The organism is Kitasatospora sp. NPDC001225 (assembly GCF_053597855.1).
In genome coordinates, this window is record NZ_JBSFJC010000080.1 from 20,512 (window position 1) to 41,376 (window position 20,865).

General features: G+C 74.0%; 17 protein-coding genes. 9 read left to right on the forward strand and 8 right to left on the reverse strand.

The window, feature by feature from the left end:
- Window positions 1-174 precede the first annotated feature (174 nt).
- Window positions 175-651, forward strand: a complete 477-nt coding sequence (locus ACWDCZ_RS25135) for an Rv3235 family protein (RefSeq protein ID WP_375877380.1) — start codon at window positions 175-177, stop codon at window positions 649-651.
- Window positions 652-773: 122 nt separating this feature from the next.
- Here the strand turns inward: ACWDCZ_RS25135 and secA are convergent, their stop codons facing one another.
- The gene (gene secA, locus ACWDCZ_RS25140) at window positions 774-3,536 is read right to left on the reverse strand and encodes a preprotein translocase subunit SecA (protein ID WP_049657305.1); all 2,763 of its coding nucleotides are present in this window, start codon (window positions 3,534-3,536) and stop codon (window positions 774-776) included.
- A 255-nt stretch (window positions 3,537-3,791) separates the two neighbouring features.
- Between secA and ACWDCZ_RS25145 the strand changes: the two genes are divergently transcribed.
- The gene (locus tag ACWDCZ_RS25145; RefSeq protein ID WP_049657307.1) at window positions 3,792-4,349 is read left to right on the forward strand and encodes a GNAT family N-acetyltransferase; all 558 of its coding nucleotides are present in this window, start codon (window positions 3,792-3,794) and stop codon (window positions 4,347-4,349) included.
- A gap of 76 nt (window positions 4,350-4,425) precedes the next feature.
- On the forward strand, window positions 4,426-5,634 hold the full coding sequence (locus ACWDCZ_RS25150) for a winged helix-turn-helix domain-containing protein (RefSeq protein WP_449817021.1): 1,209 nt from the start codon (window positions 4,426-4,428) through the stop codon (window positions 5,632-5,634).
- A 12-nt stretch (window positions 5,635-5,646) separates the two neighbouring features.
- Here ACWDCZ_RS25150 and ACWDCZ_RS25155 read toward each other — a convergent pair whose 3' ends face one another.
- Entirely contained in the window at window positions 5,647-6,399 is a 753-nt protein-coding gene (locus ACWDCZ_RS25155) for a response regulator (RefSeq protein WP_082346073.1), read from the reverse strand.
- 270 nt (window positions 6,400-6,669) lie between these two features.
- Window positions 6,670-7,365 (reverse strand): ribosome hibernation-promoting factor, HPF/YfiA family, encoded by a 696-nt coding sequence (hpf, locus tag ACWDCZ_RS25160; RefSeq protein WP_049657308.1) that lies wholly within the window; start codon window positions 7,363-7,365, stop codon window positions 6,670-6,672.
- A gap of 368 nt (window positions 7,366-7,733) precedes the next feature.
- Between hpf and ACWDCZ_RS25165 the strand changes: the two genes are divergently transcribed.
- Window positions 7,734-8,498: a ComF family protein gene (locus tag ACWDCZ_RS25165; RefSeq protein WP_449817022.1), complete on the forward strand. Its 765-nt coding sequence runs from the start codon at window positions 7,734-7,736 to the stop codon at window positions 8,496-8,498.
- 61 nt (window positions 8,499-8,559) lie between these two features.
- Here the strand turns inward: ACWDCZ_RS25165 and ACWDCZ_RS25170 are convergent, their stop codons facing one another.
- The 3 genes from ACWDCZ_RS25170 to mtrA are packed head-to-tail and all read right to left on the reverse strand — an operon-like array spanning window position 8,560 to window position 13,211.
- Window positions 8,560-10,452, reverse strand: a complete 1,893-nt coding sequence (locus ACWDCZ_RS25170; RefSeq protein WP_449817023.1) for an LpqB family beta-propeller domain-containing protein — start codon at window positions 10,450-10,452, stop codon at window positions 8,560-8,562.
- On the reverse strand, window positions 10,427-12,532 hold the full coding sequence (mtrB, locus tag ACWDCZ_RS25175; RefSeq protein ID WP_449817024.1) for an MtrAB system histidine kinase MtrB: 2,106 nt from the start codon (window positions 12,530-12,532) through the stop codon (window positions 10,427-10,429). Before mtrB ends, ACWDCZ_RS25170 begins: the two co-directional genes overlap by 26 nt.
- A gap of 1 nt (window position 12,533) precedes the next feature.
- Entirely contained in the window at window positions 12,534-13,211 is a 678-nt protein-coding gene (gene mtrA / locus ACWDCZ_RS25180) for an MtrAB system response regulator MtrA (protein WP_030247322.1), read from the reverse strand.
- A gap of 297 nt (window positions 13,212-13,508) precedes the next feature.
- Between mtrA and ACWDCZ_RS25185 the strand changes: the two genes are divergently transcribed.
- From ACWDCZ_RS25185 to ACWDCZ_RS25205, 5 genes are all read left to right on the forward strand, one after another.
- A complete protein-coding gene (locus tag ACWDCZ_RS25185; protein WP_449817025.1) occupies window positions 13,509-14,696 on the forward strand; it encodes a hypothetical protein in 1,188 nt (395 codons plus the stop codon).
- 5 nt (window positions 14,697-14,701) lie between these two features.
- Window positions 14,702-15,394 carry a DUF4129 domain-containing protein gene (locus ACWDCZ_RS25190; RefSeq protein ID WP_387968003.1) on the forward strand — a complete coding sequence of 231 codons (693 nt, stop codon included), beginning with the start codon at window positions 14,702-14,704 and terminating at the stop codon, window positions 15,392-15,394.
- Window positions 15,391-16,629, forward strand: a complete 1,239-nt coding sequence (locus ACWDCZ_RS25195) for a DUF4350 domain-containing protein (RefSeq protein WP_387968001.1) — start codon at window positions 15,391-15,393, stop codon at window positions 16,627-16,629. Before ACWDCZ_RS25190 ends, ACWDCZ_RS25195 begins: the two co-directional genes overlap by 4 nt.
- Window positions 16,626-17,636: an AAA family ATPase gene (locus tag ACWDCZ_RS25200; RefSeq protein WP_049659237.1), complete on the forward strand. Its 1,011-nt coding sequence runs from the start codon at window positions 16,626-16,628 to the stop codon at window positions 17,634-17,636. The genes ACWDCZ_RS25195 and ACWDCZ_RS25200 overlap by 4 nt, the downstream gene beginning before the upstream one ends.
- A gap of 79 nt (window positions 17,637-17,715) precedes the next feature.
- Window positions 17,716-19,026: a DUF58 domain-containing protein gene (locus ACWDCZ_RS25205; protein ID WP_117488066.1), complete on the forward strand. Its 1,311-nt coding sequence runs from the start codon at window positions 17,716-17,718 to the stop codon at window positions 19,024-19,026.
- A 21-nt stretch (window positions 19,027-19,047) separates the two neighbouring features.
- Here ACWDCZ_RS25205 and ACWDCZ_RS25210 read toward each other — a convergent pair whose 3' ends face one another.
- Window positions 19,048-20,205: an RNA polymerase sigma factor gene (locus ACWDCZ_RS25210; protein WP_387827581.1), complete on the reverse strand. Its 1,158-nt coding sequence runs from the start codon at window positions 20,203-20,205 to the stop codon at window positions 19,048-19,050.
- An 8-nt stretch (window positions 20,206-20,213) separates the two neighbouring features.
- On the reverse strand, window positions 20,214-20,621 hold the full coding sequence (locus tag ACWDCZ_RS25215) for a YciI family protein (protein WP_049659240.1): 408 nt from the start codon (window positions 20,619-20,621) through the stop codon (window positions 20,214-20,216).
- Window positions 20,622-20,865: the final 244 nt, after the last annotated feature.

The window sequence follows — 20,865 nt, forward strand, 5'->3', positions numbered from 1 at the left end:
CAACCGGGCGCCGTCGGACGGCCCCTCCGGCCCGGCGCCGCACAGGCCGGTTCCCCCGGATAGGTGAATTCGGCGACCCGTCCCGGCCGCCCCGGAAACCCGTTGCCGCCCCGCGCGGGACGCCCCCAGCCTGGACCCGTCCGTACCCGCACCACCCAGCCGAGGAGCCACCCCGTGACCGTCCGGTACAGCGCCCACCCCGCCGCCCGCCCGTACCGCCGTCCGCGTGACGCCGGCGGCTGCGAGCCGGCCGGCCGCCGCCCGCGCCACCCGCGCGCCGCCTGCACCGGCGCCCCCGGGCCGGGCTCGGGGCCGAACGCCGGGCCGGGCTCCGGAGCCTTGGCCGCCCGGTTCGCCCGCCAGCTGGTCGAGGTGCTCACCGGCGCCCGGCCCTCCGGCCAGCTGATGCGGCACACCAGCCTGGACGGCTACGGGCAGCTCGCCTCGCTGGTCCGGGCCGGCGCGCTGCGCCGCGGCGGCCCCGCCGACCGGCCCCGGCTCGGCCCGGTGCACGACCGCTCGCCCTCACCCGACGCGGTCGAGGCCTGCGTGCGGGTCGACCTCGGCCGGCGCCACCACATGGTGGCCTTCCGGCTGGAGCAGCGCGGCCCCGCCGGGCAGTGGCAGTGCACCGCCGTGGAGGCCCGGTGAACGCCCCGCCGCACACCCGCCGGTACGGACCACACGCCCGGTGGTACGGAACGGCGCAGGGCGCCGTCCCGGTCCGGGAACGGCGCCCTGCGTGGCGTCCTGGCTGGTGGCCGGCGGCCGGCTCAGCCCTTGCGGCGGCGGCCCTTGGCCGACTTGGCGGCCTTGCGGCGCTCGGCGCGGGTCATCCCGTCGCCCTCGTCCTCCGGCGCGAGGTCGTCGAAGTCGCCCTCGATGACACCGCCGCCGACCTCGTCCGAGGGGGCCGTGTAGTGCAGCCGCTGCGGCTTCGGGGCCTCCAGGCCCTTGGCCTTGATCTCCGGGCGGGCGGCGTCCTTCTCCAGCTTGTCGAGCGCCACCTGGGCGTCCTCGACCGGGACCTCCTCGACCTGCTGCTCGACCTGGACCTCCAGGTTGAACAGGTAGCCGACGGACTCCTCCTTGATGCCCTCCATCATCGCGGTGAACATGTCGAAGCCCTCGCGCTGGTACTCGACCAGCGGGTCGCGCTGCGCCATGGCCCGCAGGCCGATGCCCTCCTGGAGGTAGTCCATCTCGTAGAGGTGCTCGCGCCAGCGGCGGTCCAGCACCGACAGCACGACCCGGCGCTCCAGCTCGCGCATGATCTCCGCGCCCAGCTGGTCCTCGCGGGCGCCGTACTGGCCCTGGATGTCCTCCTGGACGGACTTGATCAGGAACTCGGGGGTCAGCCCGGCCGGGCCGCCGGCCTCCTCCTCCAGCTCCTCCAGGTCCAGGGTGACCGGGTAGAGCTGCTTGAGCGCGGTCCAGAGCTTGTCCAGGTCCCAGTCGTCCTCGAAGCCCTCGCCGGTGGCCGCGCGGACGTACGCCTCGACGGTGTCGTCCATGAAGTGGCCGACCTGCTCCTGGAGGTCCTCGCCCTCCAGCACCCGGCGGCGCTCGCCGTAGATGACCTCGCGCTGGCGGTTGAGCACCTCGTCGTACTTGAGGACGTTCTTGCGGATCTCGAAGTTCTGCTGCTCGACCTGGGTCTGCGCGGAGGCGATGGCGCGGGTGACCATCTTGGACTCGATCGGCACGTCCTCGGGGACGTTGGCCATCGAGAGCACGCGCTCGACCATGCCGGCCTTGAACAGGCGCATCAGGTCGTCGCCCAGCGACAGGTAGAAGCGGGACTCGCCCGGGTCGCCCTGACGGCCGGAGCGGCCGCGCAGCTGGTTGTCGATCCGGCGGGACTCGTGCCGCTCGGTGCCGAGGACGTAGAGGCCGCCGGCCTCCTTGACCTCGTCCTGCTCGGCCTTCACCGAGGCCTTGGCCTTCTCCAGCGCGGCCGGGAAGGCGGCCTCGTACTCCTCCGGGGTGTCCGTCGGGGTGAGCCCGCGCTGCGCCAGCTCGGCCGCCGCGAGGTGGTCGGAGTTGCCGCCCAGCATGATGTCGGTGCCTCGGCCGGCCATGTTGGTGGCGACGGTGACGGCGCCCTTGCGGCCGGCCTGCGCGACGATCTGCGCCTCGCGCTCGTGGTGCTTGGCGTTCAGCACCTCGTGCGGGATGCCGCGCTTGCGCAGCTCCTGCGACAGGTACTCGGACTTCTCGACCGACACGGTGCCGACCAGCACCGGCTGGCCCTTCTCGTGCTTCTCGGCGATGTCCTCGACCACGGCGGCGAACTTGGCCGGCTCCGACTTGTAGATCAGGTCGGGCTGGTCGATGCGCAGCGGCGTCTTGTTGGTCGGGATCGGCACCACGCCGAGCTTGTAGATCTGGTGGAACTCGGCGGCCTCGGTGGTGCCGGTACCGGTCATGCCCGCGAGCTTGTCGTACAGGCGGAAGAAGTTCTGCAGGGTGATGGTGGCCAGGGTCTGGTTCTCGTTCTGGACCTCCACCCCCTCCTTGGCCTCGATCGCCTGGTGCATGCCCTCGTTGTAGCGGCGGCCGGCCAGGATGCGGCCCGTGTGCTCGTCGACGATCATGACCTCGCCGTTCATCACGACGTAGTCCTTGTCCCGCTTGTACAGCTCCTTCGCCTTGATGGCGTTGTTCAGGAAGCCGACCAGCGGGGTGTTCACCGACTCGTAGAGGTTGTCGATGCCCAGGTAGTCCTCGACCCGGCTGACGCCCTCCTCCAGGATGCCGACCGTGCGCTTCTTCTCGTCGACCTCGTAGTCCCGGTCGATCTTCAGGCGCAGGACCAGCTTGGAGAAGTCGGCGTACCACTTGGTCGCCTGGTCGGCCGGGCCGGAGATGATCAGCGGGGTACGGGCCTCGTCGATCAGGATCGAGTCGACCTCGTCGACGACCGCGAAGTAGTGGCCGCGCTGGACGAGTTCGTCCTGCGACCAGGCCATGTTGTCGCGCAGGTAGTCGAAGCCGAACTCGTTGTTCGTGCCGTACGTGATGTCCATCCCGTACTGGCGCTTGCGCTCGGCGGGCGTCATGTTGGCCAGGATCACGCCGACTTCGAGGCCGAGGAAGCGGTGCACCCGGCCCATCCACTCCGAGTCGCGCTCGGCGAGGTAGTCGTTGACGGTGATCAGGTGGACGCCCTTGCCCGTCAGCGCGTTCAGGTACGCGGGCAGCGTGCCGACGAGGGTCTTGCCCTCACCGGTGCGCATCTCGGCGACGTACCCGTGGTGCAGCGCGGCGCCGCCCATGAGCTGGACGTCGTAGTGCCGCTGGCCGAGCACGCGCTTGGCGGCCTCACGGACGGTGGCGAACGCCTCGGGGAGGATGTCGTCCAGGGTCTCGCCGTCCGCGAGCCGCTGCTTGTACTCGTCGGTCAGTGCGCGCAGCTCGGCGTCGGTGAGGTTGACGAAGTCCTCTTCGATGGAGTTGACCTGGGCGGCAATCCGCTGCAGCTTGCGAAGGATCTTGCCCTCGCCGGCGCGCAGGATCTTGTCGAAGACGGACACGATGAGCGGGCTCCTTGCCTGTATTGGCACTGGACGACTGCACGGCGGGTCCACCCCACCGCACGGGCCATCGTATGCGAGGAGTCCAACCCCCCGGGAGGTGCGTCAGCACGGTATTCCCGTGTCACCCTGGCGAGCACATGGCCCGATAGCACCGTCCACCGGGACAAAACGGTCGGCGGGTCGTGGAGTTGGACGCCAAGGCGGGCGAATAATCGGATGCCCGCCTTCCTCCCCTGGCGGAATAATCCGTTCATGGACGAACTTCGCGCCGAACTTCCCGCCCTCACCACCGACCGACTGGTCCTGCGCCCCCCGCAGGAGTCGGACATCGACGCGGTCTACGCCGCCTGCCAGGATCCGGAGATCCAGCGCTGGACGGTCGTCCCGTCGCCCTACCGCCGCGAGGACGCCGAGTTCTTCGTACGCGATCTCGCCATCGAGGGCCGGCGCACCGGGGCGAACCTGATCTGGTGCGTGTTCGAGCGCGAGTCCGGCACCCTGGTCGGCTCCCAGGGGCTCGTCCTGCGCCCCCAGGACCCGGGCTGCGCCGAGATCGGCTGGTGGGCCGTGAAGGAGTTCCGCGGCCGCGGCTACACCACCGAGGCCGCGCGCGCCGTCTCCCACTACGGCCTGCGCGAGCTGGGCCTGCGCCGCCTGGAGTGGCTGGCCTACGTCGGCAACGACGGCTCCCGCGCGGTCGCCGAGAAGGCCGGCTACCGCTTCGAGGGCACCCTGCGCTCGTACGCCGAGCAGCGCGGCGCCTTCCACGACTCCTGGATCGCCTCCCTGCTGCCCTCCGACCTGGCCTGAGCCCTCCGCCCGGACCCGGGCGCTCCGTCCGGGCCCCGGGCCCGCGCTGTCGGTGCCCCGGACTACGCTCCCCGGCATGACCGCCGCTGCCGCCAGCCCCGCCCCCGCCGCCGTCCTCAGCGCGGACGACGCCCGCCGGATCGCCCTGCGCGCCCAGGGCCTGCTGGGCGCGCCGGACCGCCGCGGCGGGGTGCGCGGGGTGCTGCGGCACCTGGGCGCCGTCCAGCTGGACACCATCTCGGTGCTCGCCCGCTCGCACGAGCTGGTGCCGTACGCCCGCCTCGGCGCGGTCGGCCGCCCGGCCGTCGAGGCGGCGTACTGGGGCGGCGGCACGAGCTTCGAGTACTGGTCGCACGCGGCCTGCCTCCTGCCGGTCGAGGAGTGGCCGCTGTTCGCCTTCCGGCGCCGCCGCTACCGCGACCGCGGCCACCTCTGGGGCCACCAGGTCCCGCCCGAGACCTACCGCGCCGTGCTGGACAAGCTGCGGGCCGAGGGGCCGTTGACCTCCACCGAGCTGGGCGGCGCCAAGAAGACCGCCGAGTGGTGGGACTGGTCCGACACCAAGATCGCGGTCGAGCGCGCGCTGGCCTTCGGCGACGTGGTCTGCACCGAGCGCCGGAGCTGGAAGCGGGTCTACGCACTGGCCGAACAGGCCATCCCGGACGCCCTGTTGGGGCAGGAGCGGTCGGACGGGGAGTGCGTGCGCACCCTGGTCGCCCAGGCCGGCGCCGCGCTCGGCGTGGCCACCCGGGCCGACCTGCTGGACTACCACCGGCTGCGCGCCGAGCAGTTGGACCCGGTGCTCGCCGACTGCGGGCTCGTCCCGGTCGAGGTGGCCGGCTGGGGCCCGGACGGCGCCCCGGCCCCGGCCTGGGCCGACCCGGCCGCCCTCGCCACCGCCCCGCGCGGGCGCCACCGCACCACGCTGCTCTCGCCGTTCGACTCGCTGGTCTGGGACCGCGCCCGCACCGAGCGGATCTTCGGCATGACGCACCGGCTGGAGGCCTACACGCCCAAGCACAAGCGGGTGCACGGCTACTTCGCGATGCCGCTGCTGGCCGGCGGCCGGCTGGTCGGCCGGGTCGACCCGGCCCGCGAGGGGCGCACCCTGGTCGCCCGGCAGGTCTCCCTGGACGGTCCGGGGCGGGGCGCCCGGCACGTCGAGGCGCTGGCGACGGCGCTGCGCGAGGCGGCCGACTGGGTCGGCTGCGACGCGGTGCGGGTCGGGACGCTGCACGACGAGCGGCTGCGCCCGACCCTGGAGAAGCTGCTGGCGGACCGCTAAGTCCCGCCAGGCTCACCCTATTTCGAGGATCTTCTCCCGCATCGCGTACACCACCGCCTCCATCCGCGAGTGCAGCTGGAGCTTCTCCAGGATGTTGCGCACGTGGTTCTTCACGGTGTTCTCGCTGATGAACAGCTCCTTGGCGATCTCCCGGTTGTTCATCCCGGTCGCCACCAGCTTGAGCACCTCCAGCTCCCGGTCGGTGAGCCGGGGCGCGGGCACCAGGTCCCGGTCGTCGGAGCGGCGCTGGATCATCGACTTGAACTCGGTGAGCAGCTTGGACGCCATCGAGGGGCTGATCTGCGACTGCCCGTCGGCGACCGCGCGGATCGCGGTGGCGACCTCGTCGGTGGAGATCTCCTTGAGCAGGTAGCCGGTGGCCCCCGCCTTGATCGCCTCGTAGAGGTCGGCCTCCTCGTCGCTTATCGTCAGCATGATGATCTTGGTGCTCGGTGCCACGTCCTTGATCGCCGTGCAGGCCTCGATCCCGCTGCGGCGCGGCATCCGGACGTCCATGAGGATGATGTCGGGCAGCAGGTCGGCGGCCTTCAGCACGGCCTCGGCGCCGTCCCCCGCCTCGCCGACGACCTTGATGTCCGGCTCCTCCGCGAGGACGATCTCCAGCCCCCGACGGAACAGCGCGTGGTCGTCCACCACCAACACGCGGATCGGTTCACCCCGGTGCGGCTCGTACGCGGGCTCATCCTCCGCCCCCAACGGCAGCCCTGGCCCGACCCCGGGCCCCAGCCCGAAGTGATCCCCCATCCGCTCCTCCCCCTTCGCGGGTCGTCGTGCGCCAATCATTCCACGCCCCGGCGCCGCCCCGGTCACGCTCCGATGCCGATTCCCCCGCAACGGGTGACCCGTCCGTCCGGGGCGCGAGACCGCCCTCGACGCACCGCCGTTGGAACCACACCGCACCCTCGACGCACCGCTGTTCGAACCGTGCCGCCGTTCGAACCCAACCGCCCCCGAACGCCGGTGACCCCGGCGGCCACGGCCGCCGGGGTCACCCCTCCATCGCTGTTCGGACGGTCAGTCCTCGTCGTCGGCCCCGCCGATCGCGCCGCCCGCCCCGCCACCCGGGCCGGCCGCGAGGTCGGTCTGCAGGTGGATGACGCCGTAGTGGTAACCGTGCCGGCGGTAGACCACGCTCGGCAGGCCACTGTCCTTCTCCACGAAGAGGTAGAAGTCGTGGCCGACCAGCTCCATCTCGTAGAGCGCCTGGTCCAGCGCCATGGGGGCGGCCGGGTGCGTCTTCTCCCGGACCACCAGCGGGCCTTCGCCCTCCACTTCCAGGGATCCCATCATGGTCTTGCGGACGGCGCCGTTCGTCTCGCCCTCCGGCGCCGTCGTCTCCGGCAGCGCGGCCAGGGCCGCGGTCGCCTCGGCGACGCTGATCGGGGTGCGGCCGTTCGCGCCGCCCTTGTGCACCCGACGCCGGTCCGCGGACTTGCGCAGCTGCGCGTCGAGCTTCGCGGAAGCCAGGTCGAGCGCCGCGTACGGGTCACCGGCGGCGGCTTCCGCCCGGATCACGGGGCCGCGGCTGCGGAGAGTGATCTCCACCCGGTCGGAGCGGTCGGCCTGCCGCGGGTTGTGTTCCTTGGACACCTCGACGTCGAGGCTGATGGCCTTGGCGTCGAACTTCTGGACCTTCTCCAGCTTCTCGGCCACGTGCTCGCGGAACCTCTTGGGCACCTCGGTCTTGCGGCCCTTGACGACGATGTCCACGCAGAACTCCGATCCCTCGTGCTGACGCCGATCCGGGTGCTACCGGACCGGACTGAGACCCAGCTGGACCAGCCCATCCACTGCCGGCCCCCCGTCCCCGCCGCCAGCGGCGGAAACGACTGGCCCTCACCTCACTTCCTCCCCACCAGGGACGTTTGAAACCCCCTGGGCCTTATCGAACACCTCACACGGGTTTTTCGCCTCCCCAGGCGATAAGGAGGGTATGACCCGATACTGCGGTCGGGCGGTCAAGCTGGTCCACCCTGTCTACCCTCTCGCGGGTGAAGTAAGGGTAAATACCTGGACAACGCCCCCCGTACGGCCGATTCTGTGCTGACTCTCCGTGCCTGCCGCCGCCAGGAGCAGCCGTGCCGCCGTTCCCCTCCCCCGCCCGTCCGCCGTCCGCCCAGGGGCCGTTCGGCCACGCACTGGCCGGGCTGCTGGACGTCCTGCTGCCCGCCGACTGCGCGGGCTGCGGCAGCGAGCGCACCCAGCTCTGCCCGGCCTGCCGGCACGCGCTGGCCACCGCACGGCCCGCCCCCACCCCGCTGCCCTGGACGCACGCCGCCGCGCCGTACACCGGTCCGGTCCGGCAGCTGCTGCTCGCCCACAAGGAGCGGGGCGCGCTGCGGCTGGCCGCGCCGCTCGGCGAGGCCCTCGGCCGGGCGGTGCGCTCCGCCCTGGGGGCGCGAGCCGGGGCCGCACCTCTGCTGCTGGTCCCGATGCCCTCGGCGCGCTCGGCCGTCCGCGCCCGCGGGCACGATCCGACGCTGCGGCTGGCCGGGGCGGCCGCCCGCTCGCTGCGCAGGGCCGGCCTGGACGTGCGGGCCGCGCCGCTGCTGCGGCACGCCCGGCCGGTCGCCGACCAGGCCGGGCTGAACGCGGCCGAACGGCGCCGCAACCTGCACGGCGCGCTCACCGTGCTGCCGCGCGCCCGGACCGGGCGCGCGGGCCTGGCGGGACCGGGGAGCCTGGCGGGACCGGGGAGCTTGGCGGGCCGTCACCCGGTGCTGGTGGACGACCTGGTGACCACCGGGGCCAGCCTCACCGAGGCCGCCCGGGCGCTGGCCGACGCCGGCCTCCCGGTCCGGGCGGGCGCCACCGTCGCGGCCACGGTGCGCCCGTCCGACTGACCGTCACCGCGGCCGCCGACACCCCGCCGGGCCGGGCCGGAGGCCCCGCCCGGACGCGGCGTCAGCCCGCGTAGAAGAAGGACCGCGGCTTGTCGATCAGCGAGGTCTCCCGCCACTGGTTGTTGACCAGGCGGAAGGCCTTGATCTCGCTCGGCTTGCCGTCCGTCTGCTTGACCTCGCCCATCGCGAGCACCGGCGGCGTCTGGGTCAGGCTGTCCCCGCGGGACTCCGAGGCCGAGACGGTCAGCATGCTCTCGGCGCTCTGCAGCTGGGTCTCGGTGCTCTGCGAGCCGTCCGTGCTGATGAAGTACAGCTGCTGGGTCCGGTCGGCCTCCTTGCCGAGCACCAGCAGCTGGTCGGTCTCCGCCCAGGACACCGAGGCGACGTCGGTGAGCGTGGGAGCGGCCCGGTGCAGCGCGGTGATCTTCACGGTCGGCGCCTGCGGGGTGCCGTCGTGCACGACCAGGCCGAACCACAGCGAGCGGACGGCCGAGCCCGGGGTCCTGGCCACCACGGCGACCCGGACGCCGTCCGAGGAGATCTTCAGCGCCTGCACGGTCTGGCCGGTCAGCCCCTCGACCGGCACGGTGTACGACTTGGCGCCGCGCACCATCACCACCCGCGGGGCCTGCTTGTTGCGGTCCACCACCCAGAGGTCGCCGCGGCCGTCCCAGGTGGGCGAGGCGAAGCCGTCCTCCTTGTCGCCGCCCTTGGCCGGCGAGGTGAGCACCGGCTCGCCCATGGCCACCGCGCTGTCCGACAGCGGCACCGACCAGACCTGGTGGCCGTCCTCGCTGATCGCGGCGGCCTGGGAGCCGGTGCGGCTGACCGCGAAGGCGCCGAGCGGCGGCTTGGTGTTCGACTGCGGCTTGCCGAGGACCCCGCGGACCGGATCGCCGGGGCGCACCTCGTCGGTCGCCACCAGGGCTCCGTCGGCACGCTGGTAGTACTGCGTCGCCGTCGTCGACCCGGCCAGGGCACCGGGGCCGGTGGACGGCGAGTCACCGCGGGCGGCCGTGCAGGAGCCGTGCGGCCCCTTCAGCTCCAGCCGCGTGATCTGGCCCTTGCCCTGGTCGGCGACGGTGTAGAAGAGCTGGGTCGCCATCCGCCGGCAGGCCATCGGCTCGCCGGTGTCCGCCTTGCCGAGCTGCACGTGGGCGACCCGGTTGTCGTCGATGCTCACCTTGTCGACCGTGGTGCCGGCCGGGAACGCCGTGCGGACCACCGGCGAGAGCCAGACGGAGGGGCCGTCGACGAGCGCCCGGACGGCCGAGGTGAGCGGGTCTATCCGGCGCCGCAGGTAGACCGGGTCGGCGAGCAGCACCTCCTGGCCGGTGCTCCCGGACACCACCGAGGACGGGTCGGGCGCGGTGTAGAAGAACCGCTCGACCTGCCGGAAGCTGTTCCGGAAGTTCGTCTCGTTCATGATCACGCCGGGCGCCAGCTTGTCGATCCGCCACTCGCCGTCCTTCTGCCGGACGAAGGTGAAGTCGGACGAGTCGTTGTTCTGCCCGGCGACCCGCGCGTACGAGTGCCGCTCGTCGACGCCGGCCACCAGCTGCCCGCTCACCTGCAACGACGCCGTGGTGTCCGCGTCGGTGACGTCCTGGCCGACCGGGATGCCGGTGGCGGAGAGCACCTTCGTCCCGGCGTCCGGGTTCCAGGTGGCGGCGGCGCTCTCGGTGAGGTACTTGCGCGCGGTGTCGTACCCCTCGTCGGCGGTCACCGCGTCCAGGAACCCGTTCAGCAGCTCGCGCGGCTTGGCGCCCCGGGCGGGCGCCACCGGGTAGACCCGGGCCTGCAGGTCCTTGTCGGCCGAGCCCTGGGAGAGCTCCACCCTGGTGATGCCGCCGGAATCCGGCATGGCCGCGCAGCCGCTCGCCACCAGGGCGCCGAGCAGCCCGCCGACCACCGCGAGGAGCCGCGGCTCAGTCCTGTTGCTCGTCCTTCGCACGCTGCGACCCCTCCGCGTCCGTCGTCCCACCCGTCGCGTCCGGCTCCGCCGTCCGCTGTGCCACCGACGGCCGTCCCGGCGTCGGGTCCACCATCACCTGGGCGCCGGTGGCCCCGTACCCGGCGGCCGTCCACACGCCCGAGGGGTCCGCGCGCGGACCCTCCGGCAGCTTGCGCCGGCCCAGCCCGGGGCCGATGTTCAGCACCCCGCCGAGCCCGCTGCCGAGGCCGCCGCTCACCGTCTCCGGCGTCTCCGCCTGCTCCTCGACGGCGGCCGTCGCCGTCGAGCCGGCCGGGCTGATCGCCCGCCGGTACGGCGTGCCCTGCGCGCCCAGGCCCCGGTTGTTGCGGGAGTCCTCCGGCTCCAGCCGGAACGGCGCCCGGCTGATCTCGCCGCCGCGGGTGCGCGGCAGGGTGAGCCGGAAGTGCGAGCCGCCGCCGGGCTCGCCCCAGGCCTGGAGCCAGCCGCCGTGCAGGTGGGCGTCCTCGACCGCGATGGACAGGCCGAGGCCGGTGCCGCCGGTGGTCCGCACCCGGGACGGGTCGGCCCGCCAGAAGCGGTGGAACACCCGGGACGCCTCGCCCGGCTTGAGGCCGATGCCGTAGTCGCGCACGCCGACCGCGACCGCGCCGTCCGCCGAGCCCAGCCGGACCACCACGTCGCGGCCCTCGCCGTGCTCCAGCGCGTTGACCACCAGGTTGCGCAGGATGCGCTCGATCCGGCGGGAGTCCACCTCGGCCAGCACCGGCTCGCCGTCGCCGCGGATCACCACGGCGCTGCCCTTGGCCTCGGCGAGCGGTTCGGCGGCCTCCACCACCCGGGCGACGATCTCGCGCAGGTCGACCGGCTCGGCGTCCAGGATCGCGGCGCCGGCGTCGAAGCGGCTGATCTCCAGCAGGTCGGCGAGCAGCGACTCGAAGCGGTCCAGCTGGCCCTGCAGCAGCTCCGCCGAGCGGGCCGCCATCGGGTCCAGGTCCTCGCGGCTGTCGTAGATGAGGTCGGCGGCCATCCGGACCGTGGTCAGCGGGGTGCGCAGCTCGTGCGAGACGTCCGAGACGAAGCGCCGCTGCACCCGGGACAGCTCCTCCAGCTGGCGGATCTGCGCCTGGAGGGCGTTGGCCATCCGGTTGAAGGACTCCCCGAGGCGGGCGATGTCGTCCGTCCCGGTGACCTTCATCCGCTCTTCCAGGTGCCCGTCGGCGAGCCGCTCGGAGATCCCGGCGGCCATCCGGACCGGGGTGACCACCTGGCGCACCACGACCCAGGCGATGCCGCCCATGAGGATCACCACGAACACCCCGGCGGTCGCCAGGGTGCCGGTGACCAGGTTGAGGGTGTCGGTCTCCTGACCGAAGGAGAAGACGTAGAACAGCTGGTACGAGGTCTCCGCCGGGCCGCGGAACTGCATGCCGAGGGCCAGCCCTGGCTCGGACGTGACGCTGCTGCCGGGCGAGCGCTGGATCCGGGTCGGCTGGTCGAACATCTGGCCGGGCTCGGCGGCCAGCTTGGCCCGCAGGGTGTCCGGGATGCTGATCGGCTGGATGTCGCCCGAGTAGCGCGGCGCGAAGCCGCCCCCGTCGGGGACGACGGCGCCGGTGCCGGGGGACATCGCGATCACCGAGTAGACGGTCTGCCCGCTCCCGGCCAGGTCGTTGACCTGCCGCAGCAGCCAGGTGCCGATCTCGTCGACGGTCGGGTCGGCGGTGCCCCGCAGCTTCTGGTCCCGGGCCTCGTCGATCTTCTTCTGCTCGACCTGGAAGCCGATCCGGGCCTGCGCGCGGGCGGCGTCCGTCTTGGTTCCGAGCAGGCCGGTGCGCACCTGCGCCACCACGACCACGCCCAGCACCAGGACGACCGCGATGGACGCCAGCAGCGACACCGCGACCACGCGCAGCTGGATCGACCGGCGGTACAGCGCGGCCACCCGGTGCGCGGGACGGCGCAGCTGACGCTTCACCAGCGCGAACACGCCGGAAGGGCCGCGTCGGCGACGGGTGGTCGAACTCAGCACGTCGCCGCGCACGGCCCCCGCCCCGTCGGTCGCGGAACCCGACGGGGTGTCGTCTGCCCGCTCCGTCACGTCAGCTGGGTCCCGCCTTGTAACCGACGCCGCGGACGGTCACCACGATCTCGGGGCGCTCCGGGTCCTTCTCGATCTTGGAACGCAGGCGCTGCACATGGACGTTGACCAGACGGGTGTCCGCCGCGTGGCGGTAGCCCCAGACCTGCTCCAGCAGCACCTCGCGGGTGAACACCTGCCAGGGCTTGCGGGCCAGCGCGACCAGCAGGTCGAACTCCAGCGGGGTCAGCGGGATGCCCCGGCCGTCCCGCTTCACGGAGTGGCCGGCCACGTCGATCACCAGGTCGCCGATGGTCAGCTGCTCGGGCGTCGGCTCCTCGGCGCGGCGCAGCCGGGCGCGAACCCGGGCCACCAGCTCCTTGGGCTTGAACGGCTTGGTGACGTAGTCGTCGGCCCCCGACTCCAGGCCCACCACCACGTCGACCGTGTCGGTCTTCGCGGTCAGCATCACGATCGGGATGCCGGACTCGGCCCGGATCTGCCGGCACACGTCGATGCCGTCCCGGCCGGGCAGCATCAGGTCGAGCAGGACCAGGTCCGGCTTGGTCTCCCGGAAGGCGGCTAGCGCCCTGTCCCCATCCGCGACGAAAAACGGCTCAAAACCCTCACCCCGCAGCACGATACCGAGCATCTCGGCCAGTGCGGAGTCGTCATCAACGACGAGGACGCGTCCCTTCATGCGTCCATCTTCTCATTACCGGATTGTGACCTGCCGCACAGCAGTGCCAATGCTCCAGAACGGCCAACTCCCCCACCGGTGCATTCCGGCCATACCGGGCGAATGCTCCCCCGGAAACGCCTCCGGACCCCCCGCGAACCCGCGCCGGACCACCGCCCGACCCGCCGCGGAGGACCGTTGCCGATCAGCAACCGGATCGCCATGGGGCCGGTTTCCGGCCCCATGGCACGATGGGCGCTGCGCGCGGGCGGAAGATCCGTTCGCAGTCGCGCCCGTGACGCCCTCCGAGGAGCAGTGATGACCGACACCCCGGGCTGGGCCTCGCCCAGCTCGTCCGAGCCGCCCCGCGACGACGCCCGGCCCCCGGCCGACGCGCCCGCCGCCGTGCCCGGGCCGTCGGCACCACCACAGGCCGCCCCCGGCTGGACCGGCCCGGCCGGCGCCCCCGGGAACGGACAGCAGTGGGGACAGAGGTGGGGCCAGCAGCCTCCCGGCGGCCACCGCCCGTACGGCTGGGGCGCCCCGGCGAGCCCCAAGCCGGGCGTCATCCCGCTGCGCCCGCTGAGCTTCGGCGAACTGCTCGACGGTGCCGTCACCACCGTCCGCCGGCACTGGCGCACCGTGCTCGCGCTCTCGCTCGGCCTCGCCGTGGTCGCCCAGGCCGGCAGCCTCCTGGTCAACCTGCTGGTCAAGGGCAAGACCGGCGAGGCCACCCAGACCCTGCGGATGCTGGCCGGACTGCCGCTCGAACTGCTGCTCAACGTGTTCGCCACCGCGCTGCTCACCATCGTGGTCAGCCGCGCCGTCCTCGGCCGGTCGGCGACCGCCGGGGAGGCCTGGCGCGACGCCCGCCCCCGGCTGCTGCAGCTGCTCGGGCTGACCCTGCTCACCGTCCTGCTCGGCCCCGGCGTGGTCCTGCTCGGCTTCACCCCGCTGATCGGCTACTCCCTCGCCGGCCAGGGCTCCGTCGCCATCGCCGGCCTGCTCACCCTGGTCGGCCTGCTGACCGTGCCGGTCGCCGTCTGGCTGTGGATGCGCTTCAGCCTCGCCGCGCCCGCCCTGATGCTGGAGAAGCAGGGCGTGCTGACGGCGCTGTCGCGCTCACGGCGGCTGGTCCGCGGCGCCTGGTGGCGGGTCTTCGGCATCAACCTGCTCGGCCACGTGCTGGCGCTCGTCGTCGCGATGGTCGTGGTCGTCCCGTTCCAGTTCCTCGGCCTGCTGCTCGGCTTCGAGAGCCTCGACGCCCAAGGCCTGCCCGACACCGCCGACCAGGGCGTGGCCATGCTGCTCCTGCTGGCGGTCGCCGGGATCATCGCCGGCACCTTCACCACCCCCTTCATCGCCGCCGTCGGCGTGCTGGTCTACATCGACCAGCGGATCCGCCGCGAGGCCCTGGACATCGAACTCGCCCGCGCGGCCGGCCTGCCCGAGCAGAGCGGCACCGGCTGGGGCGCGCAGGGCGACCCGGCACCGGCGAGGCGCTGAACCGGATGCCTAACTGGGGGGACAGGCTCCTCGCCGCGGGCGGCGCACCCGTCACCGTGCCGCGTGACCCGGCGCGCGAGGCCGCCCGCGACGAGCTGCTCGACGCGGAGTACCACAAGCACGACCCGTCCGTACTGCAACGCGTCACGGACTGGATCTACGACCACATCGCCAAGGCGCTCGACAGCATCTCCGGCGACGGCACCACCGGCACCACCGGGCTGGTCCTCTTCCTGATCGTCGCGGTGCTGATCGGCGGCGCGGTCTGGTGGCGCCTCGGCGCACCCCGCCGCGCCGCCCGCACCGTCCAGGACGTGTACGGCGCCGAGGGCCCGCGCAGCGCCGACCAGTACCGGACGGACGCCGCCGGGCACGCCGCCGCCGGACGCTGGACCGAAGCCGTCCGCGAACAGATGCGCGCCCTGGTGCGCGGCCTGGAGGAGCGCACCCTGCTCGACAACCGCCCCGGCCGCACCGCCGACGAGGCCGCCGCCGAGGCCGGCCGGGCGCTGCCCGAGCACGCCGCCGCGCTGGCCGCGGCCGCCCGGACCTTCGACGACATCGCGTACGGCGAGCGCACCGCCGACCAGAGCGCGTACCGGCTGCTGCACGAGCTCGACCGGACGCTGGAGCGCACCCGCCCGGTCCTCGCGCCCCCCGCACCGGCTCCGGCTACGGCCTCGGGAGGAGCGGCATGACCAATACCGTCCCCGCCCCCGCACCCGCGGCACCGCCCGTCGCCGAGCCGCCCGCCGCCGCCGCCGCGACCAGCCTCGCCCCGACCACCCGCGGCCTGTGGCGCCGCGCCCGCTGGTACCTGGCCGTCCTCGCCGCCCTGCTGATCGGCGCCGCCGCCGTGTCCGCCCTCGGCCAGGACCGCCGCTACCCGCCGCTGGACCCGCGCTCGTACGACCGCGACGGCACCCACGCCGTCGTCGCCCTGCTCGAACGCCAGGGCCTCAAGGCCGAGTTCACCACCGACCCGGCCACCGCCGCGGCCGGCCCGGACACCCTCGTCCTGCCCGAACCCGACCTGCTCGACCCCGCCCAGCTGCGCGCCGTCGCCGCCGCCCGGCACCGGCGGCTGGTGCTGGTCGCCCCCGGCCCGGCCGCGCTCACCGCGCTCGCCCCCGGCATCCGGCTGTCCGACGACGCCGGCGGGCTCCCGTACGCCTCCGTCCGCTCCACCCCCGCGGAGTGCGCCCTCACCGAGGCCGTCCGGGCCGGCAGCGCCCAGCAGGGCGGCATGCTCTACACCAGCGGCAGCCGCGGCACCGGCTGCTACCCGCGCGCCCACGGCTACCCGCTGGTCGTCCTCCCGGCCGGCGACGGCGACCGCGACGTCGTCGTGCTCGGCAGCGGCACCTTCCTGCACAACGGCGAACTCGCCAAGGACGGCGACGCCGCCCTCGCCCTCGGCCTGCTCGGCTCGCAGCCCCGCCTCACCTGGCACCTGCCCGACTACTCCGCCCCGCTCCCCGAGGGCGCCCGCACCAAGAGCTTCGGCGACTTCCTGCCGAGCGGCTGGCACTGGGCCGGCTACCAGCTCGCCGTCGCCGCCGTGCTCGCCGCCCTCTGGCGCGGCCGCCGGCTCGGCCCGGTGGTCAGCGAGAACCTGCCCGTGGTGGTCCGCGCCGCCGAGACCACCGAGGGCCGCGCCCGCCTCTACCGGCGCGCCAAGGCCCGCGGCCGCGCCGCCGAGGCCCTGCGCGGCGCCACCGCGCACCGCCTCGCCCCCGCCCTGGGCGTCCCGCTCCAGGCCGGCGCACCCGACCCCGACGCGCTCTGCGTCGCCCTGGCCGACCGGCTGTCCGAACGGCCCGCCGGGGACGTCCGGGCCCTGCTGTACGGCCCGCCCCCGACCGACGACGCCGCACTGCTGCGGCTCGCCGACGACCTCGACGCCCTCGAAAGGCAGGTACGGAACCCGTGACCGACCAGGCAACCGCCCAGCTCCGCCCCGTCCCCGGCACGGCGCCCGCCACCCCCGCCACCGACCCGCGCGCCGCGCTGACCGCCCTGCGCGCCGAGATCGGCAAGGCCGTGGTCGGCCAGGACGCGGCCGTCACCGGCCTGGTCGTCGCCCTGCTCTGCGGCGGCCACGTGCTGCTGGAGGGCGTCCCCGGCGTCGCCAAGACCCTGCTGGTGCGCACCCTGTCCACCGCGCTCAGCCTGGGCACCAAGCGCATCCAGTTCACCCCCGACCTGATGCCCGGCGACGTCACCGGCTCGCTCGTCTACGACGCCCGCACCGCCGAGTTCTCCTTCCAGCCCGGCCCGGTCTTCACCAACCTGCTGCTCGCCGACGAGATCAACCGCACCCCGCCGAAGACCCAGGCCGCCCTGCTGGAGGCCATGGAGGAGCACCAGGTCACGGTGGACGGCGAGGCGCGCCCGCTGCCCGTCCCGTTCCTGGTCGCCGCGACCCAGAACCCGGTCGAGTACGAGGGCACCTACCCGCTGCCCGAGGCCCAGCTGGACCGCTTCCTGCTCAAGCTGGTCCTGCCGCTGCCCGACCGCGACCAGGAGTTCCAGGTGCTCTCGCGGCACGCCGCCGGCTTCGACCCGCGCGACCTCGGCGCGGCCGGCGTCCGCCCGGTCGCCGGCCCCGAGCACGTCGCCGCCGCCCGCGAGCAGATCGCCAAGCTGACCGTCTCCCCCGAGGTCCTCGCCTACATCGTCGACCTCTGCCGGGCCACCCGGCAGTCCCCGTCGCTGTCCATCGGCGTCTCCCCGCGCGGCGCCACCGCCCTGCTCGCCGCCTCCCGCGCCTGGGCCTGGCTGGCCGGCCGCGACTACGTCACCCCGGACGACGTCAAGGCGCTCGCCCTGCCCACCCTGCGGCACCGGGTCGCGCTGCGCGCCGAGGCCGAGATGGAGGGCGTCACCGCCGACTCCGTCATCCAGGCCGTCCTCACCCAGACGCCCGCACCCCGCTGACCCCACCCCGCCGTACCGCCCCCGTTCCGGCCGCCGGCCCACGGGTTCCGACGCACGGGCTTCCGAAGGAGCGCACCGCATGGCCCTCACCGGGCGAACCGCCCTGCTCGCCGCACTCGGCGCGCTCGTCGTGGGCCTGCTGCTGCCGTCCTGGACCGGGATCGGCCTGGTCACCGGTGCGGTGCTGGTCGCCGTCGCGGTCGACCTGGTGCTCGCCGCCCCGGTCCGCGGCCTGCGGTTCGGGCGGGCCGGCGACACCACCGTCCGGCTCGGCGAGCCCGCCACCGTCGAACTGACCGTCACCAACCCGTCCGGCCGGCCGCTCCGCGGCCTGGTCCGCGACGCCTGGGCCCCCTCCGCCTGGCGCCCCGGCACCGCCGAGGCCGCCTCCCGGCACACCCTTGCCCTCCCCGGCGGCGAACGGCGCCGGATCACCACCGTGCTCACCCCCACCCGCCGCGGCGACCACCACGCCCACCGGGTGACGGTCCGCTCGCTCGGCCCGCTCGGCCTGGCCGCCCGCCAGGGCTCGCACCTCGTCCCCTGGACGGTCCGCGCGCTGCCCCCGTTCGCCAGCCGCAAGCACCTGCCCTCCCGGCTCGCCCGGCTGCGCGAACTCGACGGCCGCACCTCCGTCCTGACCCGCGGCCAGGGCACCGAGTTCGACTCCCTGCGCGAGTACCTGCCCGGCGACGACGTCCGCTCCATCGACTGGCGCGCCAGCGCCCGCCGCAACACCGTCGCCGTCCGCACCTGGCGCCCCGAACGCGACCGGCACATCCTCGTCGTCCTCGACACCGGCCGCACCTCGGCCGGCCGGGTCGGCGACGCGCCCCGCCTGGACGCCGCCCTCGACGCCGCGCTGCTGCTCACCGCCCTCGCCACCCGGGCCGGCGACCGGGTCGACCTGCTCGCCCACGACTCCCGCAAGCGCGTCGCGGTGGCCGGCAGCTCGGCCCACGAGGTGCTGCCCGCCTTCACCAACGCGATGGCCGGGCTGGAACCCGCGCTGCACGAGACCGACATGCGCTCACTGGTCGCCACCGCGCTCAAGATGGCGCCGCAGCGCTCGCTGATCGTGCTGCTCACCGGCCTCGACGCGGCCCCGGTCGAGGACGGCCTGCGTCCGCTGCTGCCGATGCTCACCAAGCGCCACGAGGTCGTCCTCGCCTCGGTCGCCGACCCGCAGCTGGACGCCCTCGCCGCCGGGCGGGGCACCCTGGAGGCCGTCTACGGCGCGGCGGCCGCCGAACAGACCCGGGCCGACCGCCGGGCCACCGCCGAGCACCTCACCCGCCACGGCGTCACCGTCCTGGACGCCCCGCCGACCCGGATCGCCCCGGCCCTCGCCGACACCTACCTGGCGCTGAAGGCCGCCGGCCGGCTCTGAGCCCCGCTCCCCCGGCCGGACTCAGTCCGTCCGACGATCCTTCAGAAGCGTGTTGAGCCGGGCCGCCTGACGGGTCAGATGGTCGCGCTCGGCAAGGTCGGGCGCCCGGTGCGCCGCCTCCGCGTACAACCGGGCCGCCGCCACCAGGTCCCCGTCGCGCTCATGGAGGTACGCCGCCACCGCCGCGTACCTGGGCAGCGCGTCGTCCAGCTCCGCGAGCGCCGCCAGCCCCGCGCGCGGACCGTCGGCCTCGCCGACCGCCACCGCGCGGTTGAGCCGCACCACCGGGCTGGCGGTCAACCGGACGAGCTCGTCGTACCACTCGACGATCTGCACCCAGTCCGTCTCCCCGGCGGTGGGCGCGTCGGCGTGCAGCGCCGCGATGGCCGCCTGGGCCTGGAACTCGCCCAGCCGGTCCCGGGCCAGGGCCCCCTGGAGGATGCCGATGCCCTCGGCGATCAGCCCGGTGTCCCACCGGCCGCGGTCCTGCTCGGCCAGCGGCACCAGCGCGCCGTCGGGCGCGGTCCTGCCCGCCCGCCGGGCGTGGTGCAGCAGCATCAGGGCCAGCAGTCCGGCCACCTCGGGGTGGTCGATCACCGCGGCGAGCTGCCGGGTGAGCCGGATCGCCTCGGCCGCGAGGTCGAGATCGCCGGAGTAGCCCTCGTTGAAGACCAGGTAGAGGACCCGGAGCACGGTCGCGACGTCCCCCGGCTGATCGAACCTGACGGCCGAGACGGTGCGCTTGGCCCGGCTGATCCGCTGCGCCATGGTCGCCTCGGGCACCAGGTAGGCCCGGGCGATCTGGCGGGTGGTCAGCCCGCCCACCGCCCGCAGGGTCAGCGCCACCGCCGACGAGGGCGTCAACGACGGGTGGGCGCACAGGAAGTAGAGCTGCAGCGTGTCGTCCACGGCGGCCGCGGGCCCCGGCTCCGGCTCCTGGTCGACCAGGTCCTCCCGGCGCCGGCGGGCGGCCTCCGACCGGGTCGCGTCCAGGAACTTGCGCCAGGCCACGGTGACCAGCCAGCCCTTGGGATCGCGCGGCCGCTCGGCCGGCCAGAGCCGGACCGCCTCGACCAGCGCCTCCTGCACCGCGTCCTCGGCCGCCGCGAAGTCAGCTCCGCGGCGGACGAGGACTCCGATGACGCTCGGTGTGAGACTCCTCAGCAGGGCCTCGTCCATCGGGGACGTCACTCCGTGATGGTCGCCGGCATCGCCAGGAACGGACGCAGCTCCAGCCACTCGTGGATCGGCTCGCCCCCGGCCCCGGGCGCGGCCGACAGCTCCCCGGCCAGCTCGACGGCCCGCTCGTAGCTGTCGACGTCGATCACCATCCAGCCGGCGATCAGGTCCTTGGTCTCGGCGAACGGACCGTCGGTGACCGGCGGACGCCCCTCGCCGTCGTACCGGACCCACGTCCCCTCGGGTGCGAGCGCCTGGCCGTCGACGAACTCGCCGGTCTTCTCCAGCCGGTCCGCGAACTCCTGCATGTACCGGATGTGCGCCGTGACCTCCTCCGGCGTCCACTGGTCCATCGGCACGCAGTTGACCGCGCTCGGGGCACCCCGGTAGTGCTTCAGCAACAGGTACTTGGCCATCGTCTTCTCCTCGGATCCTCGGAGCTGGTGCGACCCATTGTGGCCGCGTCCACTCCGGGGACGGTGCCGGGCACGGGTTCTCGACACGGCCGGCCAAGATTCTTTCCGGCCCGCCCCGTAACCGGCCCACAACGCGAAGAGTCCCTGAAAACGCGAAGAACCCCCATCCGGGACCCGGATGGGGGTTCTTCTGAAGAATTGTTCGGCGGCGTCCTACTCTCCCACAGGGTCCCCCCTGCAGTAC